Source organism: Pseudomonas sp. SG20056 (assembly GCF_031764535.1).
GTDB lineage: Bacteria > Pseudomonadota > Gammaproteobacteria > Pseudomonadales > Pseudomonadaceae > Aquipseudomonas.
In genome coordinates this window covers 1,659,636-1,675,203 of sequence record NZ_CP134499.1, presented here as the reverse complement: position 1 = coordinate 1,675,203, position 15,568 = coordinate 1,659,636, and the positions used below count along the sequence as shown (strand labels likewise).

Sequence of the window (15,568 nt, the reverse complement as noted above, 5' to 3'; positions counted from 1 at the left end):
TTCGGCAGATTGTTTCAGCTCTGACGCCTGCGGTGAACCCAGCACAAGGCTGGTATTCCTATTATCAGCTCGGCGAATAGCCCCCTACGGAGCCTTAGAATCTGGCGCAGTTACAGGCTTTAGCAGCGTTTTAGGCACATCAAGGTTGGCTTTGCGCACTGCTTTGACAAAGCCATCCCAAGGCCGATCAGTAATGGCAACCAGACCCAAATGACCGTTCTCACCGTCCAGCAGACGCCCGGTGACCGGCTGATCGAGGTACTGGAACCAGTGCACACCGACGATCTGCGGCTCTTCCAGGGCCTTGGCCAGGAAATGCGCATAGGCCGGCCCGCGCTCTTCTTCCTTATAAACCTCGGCAACTCCGCCCCAGAACGGCCCACGGTCACGCGAGCCGAAGTGGAACTCGGTGACCATCAACGGTTTGTCCAGCTGGCGCAGGGCAGCAAAGTCATAGCCGTGCTGCGGCTCACGGGTATAGAAGTTGAAGCTCAACACATCGCAGAAGGTCGCACAGGCATTCACCGCCTCGGGGATGCTGCTGGCGAAACGCCCCCCCAGCAGCAAGTGATTAGGCGCGTGCCACTCAAGCGAATCGGCAATGGTTTTGAAGTAGGTCTCGGCATACAGACGCAAGAATGCCTGCATGTCTTTCTCGATGGCCGGGTACTCGGCGCTTGGCAGCGGCGCCTTAAAGCCAGGATCTTCCATCAACTCCCAGGCCGACAGCTCGATACCCCAGGCGCGGGACAGGCCATTCTGATTGCGATACTTGTCGCGCAGCTGCTTGAGGAAGGCGCGCTTGGCCGACACATCGGTGGTCAGGCGCAGCGTGGCGTACGCCAGGGCGTAACGGCCGTTGGGGTCATCCGCCGGGCCGGCCCAGGCCAATTCGTTATCGGCGAAATAGCCCAGCAGCCAGGGATTGTCGCGGTGATCACGCGAGGCAATCGCCACCGCGCGCTCGGTGGCCATGGCAAAGCGCGGGTCGAACGGATCAGGCATCGCGCCCCACCAATCGACGCCAGTGCTGATGGTGGCGTAATCGCCATGAATCGACAGCGGAATGCTGAACGGCATGCGGGTATCGCCGCCAAAGGACGGCTCACTCCAGTTCCCCAGGGTATTGAAACCCCAGGCCTGCAAACGGTCCTGGCTCAGCGTACGCCAGGCCGCGGGGTCAACCTGACCGTAGCTGCGCTGCAGGTTGGCCTTGTAGAAATCGAACCAGCGCCCGCTGGCAAACGCCCGGCCCTGGTTGGCACCGGTGTCGCTGCGGCTGTCGGACGTGCCGAAATAGGCCGCCAGTACCTCACCCGGTTGCGGCAACCCGGCAAACATCGCCTCACGCCCCTCGACGTAGGTGGCGCTCTGCTGCGCGGTGACCGCATTGACGCCCAGCGAGTAGAACGGATGGCCCTCTGGCGTTACCAGGTACCAGCGGCCATCGCGCTTCTCGGTGCGAAAGAAGCCGCTCGCCTCAAACGGCATCCCGCCGGTCCAGCCTGCAAACTTGTCATGTGCAGGGCGCTCGGCCAACCAGCTGTGCAGTTGCTTCTGCTCCTGGGCCACCGCCTGCTGCAGTTGCGCGTCATTCTTTACCTTGCCCGGCCAATCGGCGCGCGTGTACTGGCCGTAACTGTCGACGATGCCAGCATAGGCCGCTGCCGAAAGCTTCTCGGTACTCACGCCAAACTGACTGATCAGAATATGTTGCGCGGTTTTCGGCTGCGGCATGGATAGAGTGACCGCGCTGACCTTGCTCAGGTCCAGCGCACCCGTGACCGTGTCCGCCAACAGCAGGCGCTGGCCTTTATGCGTCCAGGGCATCGGTACGCCGGCACGCATGCCGTGATCGCGGGGCGAGACTGCCTGCAAAGGAATCAACAGGGTTTGCGCAGGCCCGGCAGGCAAGGCAATACGCGTGTTCAGCCGCTGACCGTCAGTGCTCTCGATCAGCACATCCAGAGTCAGCGCCCAGTCCATGGCGTTCTGCACACGCAGGCTCACCTGCGTTTGCTGCGACCAGTCCCAGCTACCGTCTTGCGGGGTCAACCTTAGGCTCGGCTGTTCAGCTGCATGGAAGGTCACCCGCCGCAGCACTTCGCCTTGCGGAGTGGGCTCGCCAATGCGGTTGGGCAGATCGGCATCCTGTGTTGTGACCTGCACGGCATCCATTGGCCGGACAAAGTTGAACAGTTCCTGCGACTCTTTCGCCACAGCTGCGCCGGCAAACCCCACGAGCGCTGATACCAGAACAGCCGTTTGCAGCCTGCGCTTAACCTTCACGAACCACACTCCCCCATTGTTTCAACCGCCTCGGACAACACTGCCGGAGGCAAAATCCAGGCCCTGGTGCTCACCAAGGCATTGTGCTCAAGCCATTTGGAGCCGATAAGGCTCAACGAGTTGCTTACTGGGCCGCAGCTAACTGATTTCCCGACGAAATGGCGGTAAGGCATTGAGAATCGACTTGCCGTAGCGCTGGGTGACCACGCGCCGGTCCAACAGGGTAATAATGCCGCGATCCGCTTCGGTACGCAGCAGTCGGCCGCAGGCCTGCACCAGACGCAGCGACGCATCTGGTACGGCGATTTCCATAAAGGGGTTGCCGCCACGTGCTTCGATCCACTCGGCCAGGGCCGCTTCCACCGGATCATCTGGCACAGCGAAGGGTATCTTGGCGATCACTACATGCTCACAGTAGGCACCCGGCAGGTCGACACCCTCAGCGAAGCTGGCGAGACCAAACAGCACGCTTTCCTCACCGGAATCGACTCGCGCCTTGTGCTTGTTCAGGGTTTCCTGCTTGGACAGGTTGCCCTGGATAAACACTCGTTTGCGCCAGTCGCGCTCCAGGCCGTCGAAGACTTCCTGCATCTGCTTACGCGAGGAAAACAGCACCAGGGTGCCGCGCGAGCCCTCAACCAGACCCGGTAGATCGCGAATGATCGCCGCCGTATGCGCCACCGCATCACGCGGATCGGCATTCAGGTTGGGTACCCGCAGCACACCGGCGTCGGCATGATGGAACGGGCTCGGCACCACGGTGGTAACTGCCACTTTCGGCAGGCCGGCGCGCATGCGATAGCGATCAAAGGTGCCTAGCGCCGTCAGGGTCGCCGAGGTCACCAGGGCGCCATAGGCGACATTCCACAAATTACGCCGCAGGGTTTCCGCCGCCAGGATCGGGCTGGCGTTAACCTCGATATCGAACAGCGCACCGCTGTCGGCCAGGGTCAGCCAGCGCGCCATCGGCGGGCTTTCCTCGGGGTCTTCAGCAGTAAAGGCCAGCCACAGCTCCCAGTTGCCCTTGGCCCGCGCCAGCAGGCTGCCGAACAACGGGTACCACTCCTCGGCTTGGTGACTGGCAATACCGACAGCGCCCTCACCGTCCATGGCCTCCTTGAGCTGTTCCGTTACGCCCGTGAACAGATCATTGAGCTTGGAAAAACCCTTTTTCAGCTCCAGACCCAGCTCGGTCAAGTGCTCCGGCACCACACCGCCGATAAAGCGATGGCGCGGCCGCTCGCGGCCCTGCATATCTTCGCCCGGTTTGAAATCGGCCACCTGCTCACAGGCGGCGAACATAAATTGCTGCTGGGTTTTAAGCTCCCGCGCCAATTCCGGCACCTGCTCGATCAGCCTGCCTAGATCGCCCGGAAGCGGGTTCTGTGCCAGCAACTTGGTCAGGTTCTTGTCGATCTGAGTCAGCCAATCGGCAGTCGAACGCAAGCGGGTAAAGTGGGCGAAATGGCCAATGGCTTTGTCAGGCAGGTGATGGCCTTCATCGAACACGTAAAGGGTGTCGCGCGGGTCCGGCAGCACCGCCCCGCCACCCAAGGCCAGGTCGGCCAGGACCATGTCGTGGTTGGTGACAATGACGTCGACCTTACCCATGCCCTCACGCGCCTTATAGAAGGCGCATTGCTGAAAGTTAGGACAATGGCGGCTGGTGCACTGACTGTGATCGGTGGTCAGCTGCGACCAGCGTGTGTCTTCCAGCTCTTCCGGCCAGCTGTCACGATCGCCGTCCCATTTATTGCCGGCGAGTTTTTCGATCATCGTGGTGAACAGCTTCTGGCTCTGCTCATCCACATCAATCTTGAAACCTTCTTCTTCGAACAGCTGGGCGGTGGCGCTTTGCGCCTGACCTTCCTGCAACAGGATATCCAGCTTGGACAGGCACAGATAACGCCCTCGGCCCTTGGCCAGGGCAAAGCTGAAATTCAGCCCGCTATTGCGCATCAGGTCCGGCAGATCCTTGTGCACGATCTGCTCTTGCAGGGCTACGGTGGCCGTGGCGATCACCAGACGCTTGCCCGCCGCCTTGGCAGTGGGAATCGCCGCCAGGCTGTAGGCCACGGTCTTGCCCGTACCGGTGCCGGCCTCAACCGCGACCACTGCGGGATCACCCAAGCGCCGGCCTTCGTCGTCAGCCTTGATCGCACCCAGCACCTTGGCGATTTCAGCAATCATCAGGCGCTGACCGTAACGCGGTTTGAGCGACTTGGCTTCGAGAAAACGGGAATAGGCGCCCTGGATCTGGGACTTGAGTTCGGTACTGAGCATGGGATCTTGGCGCGAAAAGGCTGGATAAATTTTCAGTGTTTGTAATCGGCGGCTATCATAGCGCGCTAATCGATCCAGCGCTGAACCGCTTAGAACCTGTTTACGATCTCGCGAGCTAGAGCCTGTTTCTAGCCCGCAAGGCCAACGCGCGGCAGATCGGAAATAGATTTTTAACCAACAGGAGTGCCTGCATGACCCCTTACGCCTTCGTCTACAGCCTGCACCTGCTCGCCGCCCTGATCTGGGTGGGCGGTATGTTCTTCGCATGGATGATCCTGCGCCCAGCAGCCGTCGCCGCACTGGAAGCCCCAACCCGTCTAAAACTCTGGCTGGAGGTCTTTCCGCGGTTTTTCTACTGGGTATGGGCGGCGGTGATTGTGCTGCCGGTCACCGGCGTGGGCATGCTGCACCTGCGCTTTAGCGGTTTCGATACCGCGCCGCGCTACGTGCACATCATGATGGGGCTGTATATCGCCATGTTGGCGCTGTTTCTGCGCATCCAGGCCCTGCAACTGCCTGAACTGCGCCGCGCTGTAGCGGCAGAGGATTGGCCGAATGGCGGCGCCGTGCTTGGGCGTATTCGCCGACTGGTCGGCATTAACCTGCTGCTGGGGTTGCTGGTGGTCACAATCGCCGGCATCCGCCCTTCGTTCTAACGGCGCTCAAGCAACCGCTGCCCGAGGGCAGCGGTTAGACACACATTACCGGTTAGAACTGCACGACATTCAGAGCGCCCGCTGGGCCTGGCTCACCAGGCTGGCCGGCCTGCCCAGGCTTGCCGTCGCGCGCGCCATCAGTGCTGTACAACCAGCAGCCCTTGCTCACGCCGCCTTGACCGCCCGCACCAGGCGCGCCCGGCTGACCGCCGCTACCGCCATCCAGACGCACCTGCAACTGCTCAACCGGAAAGCCCTGCGGGACTTCCAGGCGCACCTGCGCGCCAGCAGCACCCGGCTGACCGTCCCCACCATTCAAACCATCATGGCCGCGACTGGCTTCACCCCAGGTGCAACCAGCTGGCTTGCCATCGGCGCCAGCTAGACCCGCATAGCCAGGCGCCCCTGTACCACCGCGGGCATCCAGCACCAGGCTTTCCAGGGTCACGGCCTGCAAACGCAGGCTCAGGTTGCGGCCTGGCAACGCCGGTTTTTCAGCACTGCCCCGGGCGCCGCGCGCACTGATCTGAGCACCGCTGGCAATCTCGGCAGTGTCCACTTCAAGACGCAGTGCCTGATCACTGGGAGCAATTGCCAGACGCGCATCGCGACCCAGAGTTAGCTGCGCCACACGAATTTCGGTCAGACCGGGGGGGATCAACAAGGTACCGTGGTCGGCAATTTCCAGACGATCCAGCAGTAATACGCTGGTATTGCTTGGTAGACGCATAACCGCATGGGAGTCGACTTCAATCACAGCCTGGGCCAGTGCCAGTGGACTGAATAACGCGGCGAGTACGAGCAGCTTACGCATTTTCGGCCTCCATCGGCAGCGCTTGCTCAGGCTCGACTACAGGCGCTTGCTCCGCCGGCAACCCAAGCAACTGAAAGATACCAAATAGCATGACCTGCACACGCTCCTGAACAGGCTTGGGGCAAGCGGCAATGCGCTTGTCAAAGAACCACAGTTCAAGCACATGGATCAGCAGAATAAAAGCCCCGGCGCTGTTCAACAGCAGCGCAAAAGGTTGTGCAAAGGGTTGCAGCAGATTTGCCAGTACAACGCCCCAGAACAATGCCGTCAGCACCTTACCCAACGTCAGAAATGTCTTCATATCCGCCCCCGGCAGTTTTTATTTTGCTGCACCTTATCTGCTTTGGGAGTGTGCTGCCAGAAGACCAGTAAAAACCATGGAGGCCAAATGCCTTCACAGCTTTTACTGGGTTGAAACCGCTCTCTCGCTGGCAGGCCGTTGCGAACCAAAGAGATAGGTTCGCAACGGCCTGCCAGCGCATCACATCAGCTACGGCTGTGCTTCGACCTCCGCTTCAACACGACGATTGATTGCCCGCCCGGACTCGCTGTCATTATCAGCAACCGGCCGCGACTCACCGTATCCAACAGAGGAAACCCTGCCACTGTCGATGCCATGCTGATTGACCAGCACATCACGCACCGCATTGGCACGCCGCTCAGACAGCCCCTGGTTATAGGCATCACTGCCTACAGCGTCAGTATGTCCTTCAACGGTCGTAGTGGTTTGCGGGTACTGTTTCATAAAGTCAGCAAGGCTCTTGATATCCGCCTGACTGTCTTCTTTGACGTCGGATTTGTTGAAATCGAACTTCACATCCAGTTCCACCCGAACCGATTCCACCATTTCGATGGGCTCAGGCTCTGCTTCGGCAGGTGTACTGGCATATTCCTTGATCGGACAGCCGTTGTGATGCACCGGCGTATTTGGAGGAGTACCAGGGCAACGATCGCGGCGGTCAAACACACCGTCGTCGTCGTCATCACCATCTTGGGCGTAACAAATCAGCGTACCAATGACCGCGCCGGCCACGGCACCACCTGCTGCCCACGTAGAACTTTCGATTGCGCCCAGACCTGCACCGGTCAGACCGCCAATTGCACTGCACAGGGGCCAGTTCCCTTGGTTGAGCGGCGCATCTCCCGTACTGGAAGTTGTGACACAACCTGAAAGAACACTACTGACCAAGAGAATGGGGGCTACCCCCATCATGGATCTAACTCTCATGGTAGAAATCTCCTGTAATGCCGGCTACTGCCGGTAATTAAGGAGTAAAGACCTACCCTTCAAGCTGCACAAGCCAGACCCCGGAGGGTCTGGCTTGTTTTCTTCAGAAAGTCTGGAGTCAGACGATCAAGGACGAGCTTCTACTTCTGCTTCTACGCGGCGGTTCACGGCACGGCCGTCAGCACTGGCGTTGTCCGCAACCGGACGAGTTTCACCATAGCCCACAGCGTTAACGCGATCGCTGCCTACGCCATACTGATTAACCAGTACATCACGCACCGCATTGGCACGACGCTCGGACAGAGTCTGGTTATAAGCGTCACTACCGACGGAGTCGGTATGACCTTCAACCACGGTGGTGGTTTGTGGATATTGAGTCAGGAAGTCAGCCAGGTTTTTGATGTCACCGTAGCTTTCTGGTTTGACCTGAGCCTTGTCGAAGTCGAACTTGACGTCCAGTTCTACACGTACGGCTTCAGCTGGTTCGGCAACTACAACTTCTTCAACCACTTCTTCAACCACAACAACCTGCTCATCACTGGCACCATGCACCCAGCAATACGCAGCGGCCATGCCAGCGCCAACGACTGCACCACCGCCAGCCCAGGTAGAGCTTTCAATAGCGCCCAGAGCAGCACCGCCCACACCGCCGATCGCGGCACAGGTTGGCCAATCCGTTTTCTGCAGCCCGGCACAACCGGTCAAAAAGGTACTCGCGACAATCAGGGGTAATGCTTTCCTGGTGATGCTCATATATACGTCTCCTATTGGTAAATCGGCAAAAACCGATACTGACGAAGTAAAGACGCCAGTAACAAAATATGCCAGAGAATATGCAAACACATTACTAGCACGATCCGCACTAGGCCGCACTGCTGCAGCACGTTAGTCTTTGCGCACTTGAGCGAGGAGCCGTTATGCCTGCAACCCCGTCCACCCGAACACCCCAGCAAGCCCTTGCCGCCCTATTGGCACGCTACACGCCAGAACGCCTGTTGGTAGTCGGTAGCCGAAAACTACCTGCGATTGATGCATTTATCCAGGCTCATCCAAGTTGCCACTTGGTGCACGCGGATGCAGGCGCCCTGCCTGATGAAGTGGCCGCCCAACGTTTCGATCTGGCGCTGATTGTCGACTGCCTTGAGCACTTGCCGAAACGCACCGGGCTAGAGCTGCTCGGTGGCATTCGTAACCTAAATGCCAGCCGCATGGCTGTACTGGTCGATTTGCACGCCTGTGACTGGCAAGAGACCGACTTCTTTGCCCTCGCACTGCAGGCCAGTGAGTGTTTCCAGCGCGATGAACAGACACTTAACCTGTTCACCTATGACCTGCTCGACTACAAGCAAGTACCCGACTGGCTGAACGCCAAGTTCTGGGCCAACCCGGAAAATTTCGGCAAGTACTGGTGGTAAGCCCATGAGCAGCACAACCTGCCCATGCGGCAGCGGCCAACTGCTGGCAGCTTGCTGCGGCCTTTATCACGCAGGTACTCCGGCGCCCAGCGCCGAAGCCTTGATGCGTTCGCGTTACAGCGCCTATGCCCTGGGGCTGATCGATTACTTGGTGCACAGCACATTACCGGCCCAGCAAGCAGGCCTCGACCACGAGGCTATTCGCGCGTGGAGCCTGGGCAGTACCTGGCTCGGACTTGAGGTTGATGAAACGCAGCTGATTGATGGTGAACCGCAGCACGCCTATGTCACTTTTACCGCCCACTGGCGTGATGAGGGCGGTGAACGCAGCCACCGTGAACGCTCGGCATTCGTGCGCAATAAGGGCAACTGGTATTTCATTGACCCAACAGTTGAGCTGAAACTTGGTCGCAACGACGCCTGCCCCTGCGCAAGCGGGCTGAAGTTCAAGAAGTGCTGTGCCGGCTATTTCTGACGACTGAGGCGGGTTGATCGCGCAGAAAGCGGCAATAAAGTACTTTCTGCACGCTCAAGCTAATCCTGCAATTTCAGATGAGAGATATCCGGCGGCGGCCCGGCCGGGGCTTTTTTCGCCTCGCCCATATCGCTGCCGGGCGGTGCCAGGCTGAACTGCGACAAATCCAGGGCCGGAGCCTGCACCGGTGGTTTGCCATCCTGTACATCGTCACCCAATGGCGCAATGCCAAAATCCGGGGCATCCACTTCCGCAAACGCAGCCATATATTCATCACGCGGAGCTACCTGCAGGCGCCCCGCTGATTTGCTGGTAACCGCTGCCTCAACAGGTGACGCAGCCGGCGCGGCAACTGGAGCCGCGGCTACAGCAGGCGGCGCGGCCAACTCGATTTCTTCGGTCTCATCATCCAGGCATGCCACTTCGGCAACAGCCCCAGCGCGCTCCAGGGTCGAGCGGTATTTTTCCGCCCCTGCCGCATCCAGATTGCTTTTGATCACAATGCGCCGCCCCGAGAACAGCAGCGCCAGCCGCTGCTCATCCGCCTGAAACAGCTTGGCCAGGTTAGCTTTCACCAGCTCCAGTTGGGCCCCCGGAACCAACTGCGCACTGAAGGCAATTTCGTAGCGAGCCATGGTCATACTCCTGTCCTATTCGTTGCTCAGTATGGCGCAGGTTTTTTTACCGTCACAACAGGTTGCAGCCAAGCACTTGCTTGTTACACTGATGCGTCATTCGGAGTATGCAATGTTTTATCAGGCGCAAACGATAAGAATTCTCAGCCTATTGATGTTTTTTGGCCTCCTGTCGGGCCTTAGCGGTTGCTCCTCTCCTGGCGATCTCAAGTCGCCCGAAGTACGCCTCGTTAAAGTCGACGTCGTAAAAGCCAAACTGCTGGAGCAGCATTTCACGCTGCGCTTTCGCATCGATAACCCCAACAACTTCAGCCTGCCGGTACGCGGGATGGATTACTTGGTGCATCTGAACCAGGTCAAGCTGGCTGAAGGTGAATCCAGCGTTTCGTTTACTGTGCCTGCTCACGGCCACCACAACTTCTCCATCCCGGTGCGCACCAACCTCTGGCGCCACTTGCGGCAGATCGTCAAAGCCCTGGAAAAACCTGACCAACCCATTCCCTACCGCCTGCAAGGTGCGGTAAAAACCGGCTGGTTGTTCGGACAGAGCGTGCACATGTCGCGCAATGGCGAGATAATTCCCGGCGATTACATCCCGGAGTAACTCGCATGACCCAGCAAGAACACGTCCACGGCCCTGACTGCAATCATGACCACGATCATGCGCACCACCATGATCATGGCCACGTGCATGGCCCAAACTGCAACCACGGCCACCAGGAACCTGCGCGCAACGCCCTGAAAGACGTTGGTCGCAACGACCCCTGCCCGTGCGGCAGCGAGAAGAAATTCAAGAAATGCCACGGCGCATAAGCCTGCGATGAATAACCTCACCCTGTTCGTGCTGATCGGCAGCGGCGTATTGATTGCCGCACTGGCGCTGTACGCCCTGCAGCTATGGCGACGTGTCTGGGCTCAGGAAAAAGCCCAGGCCGAGGCACTCGACACCCAGCGCGAACGTATCGGCGGCGATCTGCATATCCTCGCCAGCAGTTTGCTCGAGGGACAGTTACCACTGATCGAGGGCGCCATTCGGATCAAGGTGCTGCTGGATAACTACGACAGCAATCTCAGCAAGGATCAGCGCTGTGAGGTTTTTCACCTGTTGTTCGCGGCAACCGCCCAGGTGCCGACCCACGCTGAGTGGAAGGCCCTGGAGAAAAGCGTGCGCCGCCAGCATGAACAGCGTTTCAGCGAACTGGAGCTGCAACACAAGGCAGCTGCTCGCGCCGCCGCCCGCTGGCTGCTTGATGAGGCTCTACCGCCACTGCGCCGAAGCGCCTGATCCCCTCACCCTGCGTCTTGTCAGGCGCAGGACGGCTGGCTAACGTAATACGTCCGCACCTGCGCGCCCACGCCCCGGTCGGAAAGCGCACACCCCAACTGACCGTTTTCCACCCGCAAGGAGCCTGCTGCATGCTAGCGCGCGCGTTACGCCCCATGAGCCACCTCAGCCTCGCTGCCGTCTTGACGGCCATGGTCGTGCTCACCGGCTGCCAATCATTGCTCAATAGCCGCTACAGCGACAGCGTGCACCCGGATCAGGGCATCGTGCGGGTCAAGGGCCTGGCGCAAAGCGTGGTGATTCGCCGCAACCCGCTGGGTATGCCACTGATCGAAACCACCACCTTCCATGACGCGCTATTCGCCCTGGGCTATGTGCACGCCAGCGACCGCCTCAGCCAGATGGTCGGCCTACGCCTGATGGCAGAAGGTCGACTGGCTGAAATGGCCGGCCCCGGCGTGCTGGAAATGGACCGTTTCATGCGCGCGGTCAACCTTAAGAAAAGCGCCGAGGTGCTCTACAGCAATGCCTCGCCGCGCATCAAGAAGTTCTTCGAAGTCTATGCCCGCGGGGTCAACGCCTACCTGTTCCGCTACCGCGACAAACTGCCGATGGACTTGGCCGAGTCCGGTTATCGCCCGGCCTATTGGAAAGCCGAAGATTCGGTGCTGGTGTTCTGCCTGCTGAACTTCGGCCTGGCCGTCAACCTGCAAGAAGAAATCGCCTCACTGGTACTTGCGCAGAAAGTCGGTAGCGACCAGCTGGCTTGGCTGCTGCCAACCTACCCAGACGAGCCATTGCCGTTTGACGAGGCCAACAAACTCAAAGGCCTCGATCTCAAGGGCCAACTGGCCGGCCTCAACGCGGTTAGTTCCGCCGTCAGCCAATTCGCCGACACCCATATGCTCGGCGTAGCAGCGTCCAACAACTGGGCCTTCGCCCCGCAACGCACTCGCAGCGGCAAGAGCCTGCTGGCCAACGATACCCACCTGCCGCTGTCGATGCCGTCAGTGTGGAATTTCGTGCAGATTCGCTCACCGAAGTTCCAAGCCGCAGGCGTATCGATTGCTGGCGTACCGGCGGTAGTGGCCGGCTTCAACGGCAAACTGGGCTGGGGTATGACCATGGTCATGGGCGACAATCAGGATCTGTTCCTTGAGCAGGTCAAGCAGCAAGGCGGCCGCCTGCACTACCTGGCCGACGGTAAATGGCTACCCGCACAGGAGCGCCAGGAAACCTTCTTTATAAAAGGCCAGCGGCCGATCCGCGAAACCATTTTCGAAACCCGCCACGGCCCCTTGCTGAACTCGGTACTGGGCGAGCGTAAACACATGCTGCAGCCCATGCAGCTGAGCAGTCGCTACGGTCTGGCCCTGAAAACCACCCAGTTCGAAGCCGACAAGACCCTGGACGCCTTCTTCGACCTGTCGCGGGCGCAATCGGTTGAACAGGCCTTCGAGGCCACCCGCGAAGTGCGCGCCATGCCATTGAACATTGTCTTCGCCGATGCGCAGCATATCGGCTGGCAAGTGACCGGGCGCTTCCCCAACCGCCGCGCCGGCCTGGGCCTAATGCCCTCGCCGGGCTGGGACAGCCAGTACGCCTGGGACGGCTTCGCCGACCCGATGCTGCACCCCTACGATCAGGACCCGCCGCAAGGCTGGCTGGGCACCGCCAACCACCGCACCGTTCCACGCGGCTACGGCATGCAACTGTCCAACTCCTGGTTCTACCCGGAGCGGGCCGAACGGATCGCCGCATTGGCAGCAACGGGCAAACATGACACGCAAAGCATGATTGCCATGCAGTACGACCAAACCTCGCCCTTCGTGGCCAAATTACAGAATATGTTCAGCGCACCCGGCATGGCTGAAGGCCTGAAAGCCGCTATCGATGCCCTGCCAGTAGCCGAACGCAACAAAGCCCGCGAGGCCTATGCCCGCCTGATGAAATTCGACGGCAAGATGGCCGCCAGCTCGGCGGATGCCGCGCTGTACAGTGCCTTCCTCTACCAAATCGCGCGGGACACCTTCCTCGACGAACTGGGCCCGGAAAGCAGCCCGGCCTGGAAGGCGCTGGTCGATACCGCCAACAACTCCTATTCAGCCCAGGCCGACCATCTGCTGGGCCGTGAAGACAGCCCATTCTGGAATGACACCCGCACCGCACAACGCGAAGACAAACCCGCGATCCTCGCGCGCAGCCTGGCCGGTGCCGTGACTCTGCTGGAGAGCAAACTGGGCAGTGAGCGCAGCGCCTGGCAATGGGGCAAGCTGCATACCTACAACTGGACTACCGAGACCACCCAACTTGCCCAATACATGAGCGCCAGCCAACGCACCAGCATCAACGCCATCAAGGGCTATCTCGACCGTGGCCCCTACCCGGCCGGTGGCGATCACGGCACGCTGAACGTTGCGGCCTACAAATGGGGGGAGAACTTCGATACCTGGCTGATCCCTGCCATGCGCATCGTCGTGGACTTCGGTCGCGAAGAACCATTGATCGGCGTTAACAGCTCCGGACAGTCCGGCAACCCGGCCAGCAAGCATTACGCTGATGGTATCGACGCCTGGTTAAAAGGCAGCTACATGAGCTTCCCGTTCCAGTCACAGAACCTCGACAAGGTCTACGGCAACAAACGCCTACTGCTGATGCCCGGCAATTGAGCGGAGCACTCCAAAAATGACCGTTCGTCGGCAATCACTGAACCAATTCAGTGATTGCCGCTCAAACAAAGTGGACTTACTCCACACATCATCGTTTTAGGGCGCCTCTAGCGCCCTTTCTTTTGCCTGCAATTCGGCCAGAAGAGCTTCAACAGCATCTGTATGAAGCTCTAGCGTGCACTTTGCAGCCACTTCAACGTAAGCTTTGCGCTTTGATCGCGTTTGATGCCGTAGCGCCGCGCATTGCTGCCGCGCGACTGCACAAGCCACGTGTTCTGCTCCCAGTGAGGACTTTGAAATGAGCAATCGCCAAGCCGAAATCGCCGCCGCCCTTGATGTGGTTGCGCCTTTCGCCGATACCGCTGCACTGCTGGCGCAGATCGACAAGCGCAAGGCCTTTATCAAACAGTGCCTGCGCAGCTCCGGCCTCAAGGTGCTGGTTCTGGGCATCAGTGGTGGCGTTGACTCGCTGACTGCCGGCCGCTTGGCTCAGTTGTCCGTAGAAGAGTTGCGGGCGGAAACCGGTGATCAGGCCTACCGTTTTATCGCTGTGCGCCTGCCCTACGGCACTCAGCACGACGAACAGGACGCCCAGGACTCACTGAAATTCATACGTGCCGATGAAGAGGACACGGTGAACATCGCGGACAGCGTACTGGGCCTCGGCGAGCAGGTGACCCACCTGCAAAAGCTCAGTGACGCCCGCCGCGACTTCGTCACAGGCAATATCAAGGCACGTATCCGCATGGTCGCGCAATTCGCCATAGCCAACGCCAACAATGGCCTGGTGATCGGTACTGACCACGCTGCTGAAGCGGTGATGGGCTTTTTCACCAAGTTCGGCGACGGTGCCTGCGACCTCGCCCCGCTATCGGGCCTGGTCAAAGGCCAGGTACGGGCCATCGCTAAACACCTGGGTGCACCGGAAAATCTGGTATTCAAAGTACCGACAGCGGACCTGGAAGAACTACGCCCCGGCAAACCCGATGAAGAAGCCCACGGCGTCAGCTACGTGGAAATCGATGCCTTCCTCCACGGCCAGCCCGTGCGCGAGGAAGCCTACGCCATCATCGTGCGCACCTACGACGCCACTCGCCATAAGCGCGAACTGCCGCTGGTTCCCTGAGTTTCTGAGAACCATGAAAAAGCCGGGCATTGCCCGGCTTTTTTCGTTAAAGCGACCGATCAAGCTCTGGGCAGGGTCACGCCCAGCTGGCCCTGGTACTTACCGCCACGATCCTTATAAGACACTTCGCACGCCTCATCAGACTGCAGGAACAGCATCTGTGCCACACCCTCGTTGGCATAGATCTTCGCCGGCAAAGTAGTGGTATTGGAGAATTCCAGGGTCACGTGGCCTTCCCATTCCGGCTCCAGCGGCGTGACGTTGACGATGATTCCGCAGCGCGCGTAGGTGCTCTTGCCCAGGCAAATGGTCAGTACGTCACGTGGAATACGGAAGAACTCCACAGTGCGCGCTAACGCGAAGGAGTTCGGTGGAATGATGCATACATCGCTTTTCACATCGACAAAACTCTTCTCGTCGAAGTTCTTCGGGTCGACGGTGGCCGAGTTGATGTTGGTAAACACCTTAAATTCATCGGCGCAGCGCACGTCGTAACCGTAGCTGGAAACGCCATAGGAAATCAGCGGCTGTGCGCCCTCGGCACGTACCTGGCGCTCAACGAAAGGCTCGATCATGCCGTGCTCTTGAGCCATGCGGCGAATCCATTTATCCGATTTGATGCTCATGGCGGGTGTCCTGCTTATGGCGAAGAGTGAAAAGTGCACGCATCTTACCGGGGCCGGCAGCAGGGTT

Annotated in this window: 15 protein-coding genes and 1 pseudogene; 8 read left to right on the top strand and 8 right to left on the bottom strand. The window is 59.5% G+C overall.

Annotated elements, in window-relative coordinates:
- Window positions 1-84: 84 nt before the first annotated feature.
- Window positions 85-2,178, bottom strand: a complete 2,094-nt coding sequence (locus RHP75_RS08015) for a beta-agarase (RefSeq protein ID WP_311091893.1) — start codon at window positions 2,176-2,178, stop codon at window positions 85-87.
- A gap of 249 nt (window positions 2,179-2,427) precedes the next feature.
- Window positions 2,428-4,572 carry an ATP-dependent DNA helicase DinG gene (gene dinG, locus RHP75_RS08010; RefSeq protein WP_311091272.1) on the bottom strand — a complete coding sequence of 715 codons (2,145 nt, stop codon included), beginning with the start codon at window positions 4,570-4,572 and terminating at the stop codon, window positions 2,428-2,430.
- A 191-nt stretch (window positions 4,573-4,763) separates the two neighbouring features.
- On the opposite strand from dinG, the gene RHP75_RS08005 reads away from it, so the two are divergent.
- Window positions 4,764-5,228: a CopD family protein gene (locus RHP75_RS08005; protein ID WP_311091271.1), complete on the top strand. Its 465-nt coding sequence runs from the start codon at window positions 4,764-4,766 to the stop codon at window positions 5,226-5,228.
- A gap of 52 nt (window positions 5,229-5,280) precedes the next feature.
- Here RHP75_RS08005 and RHP75_RS08000 read toward each other — a convergent pair whose 3' ends face one another.
- The 4 genes and pseudogenes from RHP75_RS08000 to RHP75_RS07985 all read right to left on the bottom strand — a co-directional run.
- The gene (locus tag RHP75_RS08000; RefSeq protein WP_311091270.1) at window positions 5,281-6,042 is read right to left on the bottom strand and encodes a collagen-like protein; all 762 of its coding nucleotides are present in this window, start codon (window positions 6,040-6,042) and stop codon (window positions 5,281-5,283) included.
- Window positions 6,035-6,343: a DUF1145 domain-containing protein gene (locus RHP75_RS07995; RefSeq protein ID WP_311091269.1), complete on the bottom strand. Its 309-nt coding sequence runs from the start codon at window positions 6,341-6,343 to the stop codon at window positions 6,035-6,037. Before RHP75_RS07995 ends, RHP75_RS08000 begins: the two co-directional genes overlap by 8 nt.
- Before the next feature lie 189 nt (window positions 6,344-6,532).
- On the bottom strand, window positions 6,533-7,255 hold the full coding sequence (locus tag RHP75_RS07990) for an OmpA family protein (RefSeq protein ID WP_409079712.1): 723 nt from the start codon (window positions 7,253-7,255) through the stop codon (window positions 6,533-6,535).
- A gap of 141 nt (window positions 7,256-7,396) precedes the next feature.
- Window positions 7,397-7,750 (bottom strand): annotated as a pseudogene (locus RHP75_RS07985) (OmpA family protein); the annotation flags it as partial.
- A gap of 437 nt (window positions 7,751-8,187) precedes the next feature.
- On the opposite strand from RHP75_RS07985, the gene RHP75_RS07980 reads away from it, so the two are divergent.
- Together RHP75_RS07980 and RHP75_RS07975 are read left to right on the top strand one after the other, a co-directional pair.
- Complete coding sequence (locus RHP75_RS07980; RefSeq protein WP_311091267.1) at window positions 8,188-8,685, top strand: DUF6231 family protein; 498 nt, start codon at window positions 8,188-8,190, stop codon at window positions 8,683-8,685.
- 4 nt (window positions 8,686-8,689) lie between these two features.
- Entirely contained in the window at window positions 8,690-9,160 is a 471-nt protein-coding gene (locus tag RHP75_RS07975) for a YchJ family protein (RefSeq protein WP_311091266.1), read from the top strand.
- A 59-nt stretch (window positions 9,161-9,219) separates the two neighbouring features.
- On the opposite strand, the gene RHP75_RS07970 is transcribed toward RHP75_RS07975, so the two are convergent.
- Window positions 9,220-9,795: a hypothetical protein gene (locus RHP75_RS07970; RefSeq protein ID WP_311091265.1), complete on the bottom strand. Its 576-nt coding sequence runs from the start codon at window positions 9,793-9,795 to the stop codon at window positions 9,220-9,222.
- Window positions 9,796-9,907: 112 nt separating this feature from the next.
- Here RHP75_RS07970 and RHP75_RS07965 point away from each other — a divergent pair, with 112 nt between their 5' ends.
- From RHP75_RS07965 to nadE, 5 genes are all read left to right on the top strand, one after another.
- Window positions 9,908-10,399 carry an LEA type 2 family protein gene (locus RHP75_RS07965; RefSeq protein WP_311091892.1) on the top strand — a complete coding sequence of 164 codons (492 nt, stop codon included), beginning with the start codon at window positions 9,908-9,910 and terminating at the stop codon, window positions 10,397-10,399.
- A 5-nt stretch (window positions 10,400-10,404) separates the two neighbouring features.
- Window positions 10,405-10,608, top strand: a complete 204-nt coding sequence (locus tag RHP75_RS07960) for an SEC-C metal-binding domain-containing protein (RefSeq protein WP_311091264.1) — start codon at window positions 10,405-10,407, stop codon at window positions 10,606-10,608.
- Between the two features lie 7 nt (window positions 10,609-10,615).
- Window positions 10,616-11,080 (top strand): DUF2489 domain-containing protein, encoded by a 465-nt coding sequence (locus RHP75_RS07955; RefSeq protein WP_311091263.1) that lies wholly within the window; start codon window positions 10,616-10,618, stop codon window positions 11,078-11,080.
- 155 nt (window positions 11,081-11,235) lie between these two features.
- Window positions 11,236-13,749, top strand: coding sequence for a penicillin acylase family protein (locus RHP75_RS07950; RefSeq protein ID WP_409079726.1), 2,514 nt, complete (start codon window positions 11,236-11,238; stop codon window positions 13,747-13,749).
- Between the two features lie 298 nt (window positions 13,750-14,047).
- Window positions 14,048-14,875 carry an ammonia-dependent NAD(+) synthetase gene (nadE, locus tag RHP75_RS07945; RefSeq protein WP_311091261.1) on the top strand — a complete coding sequence of 276 codons (828 nt, stop codon included), beginning with the start codon at window positions 14,048-14,050 and terminating at the stop codon, window positions 14,873-14,875.
- A gap of 59 nt (window positions 14,876-14,934) precedes the next feature.
- Here the strand turns inward: nadE and dcd are convergent, their stop codons facing one another.
- Complete coding sequence (gene dcd / locus RHP75_RS07940) at window positions 14,935-15,501, bottom strand: dCTP deaminase (protein WP_090384763.1); 567 nt, start codon at window positions 15,499-15,501, stop codon at window positions 14,935-14,937.
- Window positions 15,502-15,568: the final 67 nt, after the last annotated feature.

Coding starts and splice junctions, on each gene's coding strand:
- RHP75_RS07980 (WP_311091267.1), top strand. CDS start 8,188: ATGCCTGCAACCCCGTCCACCCGAACACCCCAGCAAGCCCTTGCCGCC.
- RHP75_RS07990 (WP_409079712.1), bottom strand. CDS start 7,255: ATGATGGGGGTAGCCCCCATTCTCTTGGTCAGTAGTGTTCTTTCAGGT.
- RHP75_RS07950 (WP_409079726.1), top strand. CDS start 11,236: ATGAGCCACCTCAGCCTCGCTGCCGTCTTGACGGCCATGGTCGTGCTC.
- nadE (WP_311091261.1), top strand. CDS start 14,048: ATGAGCAATCGCCAAGCCGAAATCGCCGCCGCCCTTGATGTGGTTGCG.
- RHP75_RS08005 (WP_311091271.1), top strand. CDS start 4,764: ATGACCCCTTACGCCTTCGTCTACAGCCTGCACCTGCTCGCCGCCCTG.
- RHP75_RS07965 (WP_311091892.1), top strand. CDS start 9,908: ATGTTTTATCAGGCGCAAACGATAAGAATTCTCAGCCTATTGATGTTT.
- RHP75_RS07960 (WP_311091264.1), top strand. CDS start 10,405: ATGACCCAGCAAGAACACGTCCACGGCCCTGACTGCAATCATGACCAC.
- RHP75_RS08015 (WP_311091893.1), bottom strand. CDS start 2,178: ATGGATGCCGTGCAGGTCACAACACAGGATGCCGATCTGCCCAACCGC.
- RHP75_RS07995 (WP_311091269.1), bottom strand. CDS start 6,343: ATGAAGACATTTCTGACGTTGGGTAAGGTGCTGACGGCATTGTTCTGG.
- dinG (WP_311091272.1), bottom strand. CDS start 4,572: ATGCTCAGTACCGAACTCAAGTCCCAGATCCAGGGCGCCTATTCCCGT.
- RHP75_RS07975 (WP_311091266.1), top strand. CDS start 8,690: ATGAGCAGCACAACCTGCCCATGCGGCAGCGGCCAACTGCTGGCAGCT.
- RHP75_RS08000 (WP_311091270.1), bottom strand. CDS start 6,042: ATGCGTAAGCTGCTCGTACTCGCCGCGTTATTCAGTCCACTGGCACTG.
- RHP75_RS07955 (WP_311091263.1), top strand. CDS start 10,616: ATGAATAACCTCACCCTGTTCGTGCTGATCGGCAGCGGCGTATTGATT.
- dcd (WP_090384763.1), bottom strand. CDS start 15,501: ATGAGCATCAAATCGGATAAATGGATTCGCCGCATGGCTCAAGAGCAC.
- RHP75_RS07970 (WP_311091265.1), bottom strand. CDS start 9,795: ATGGCTCGCTACGAAATTGCCTTCAGTGCGCAGTTGGTTCCGGGGGCC.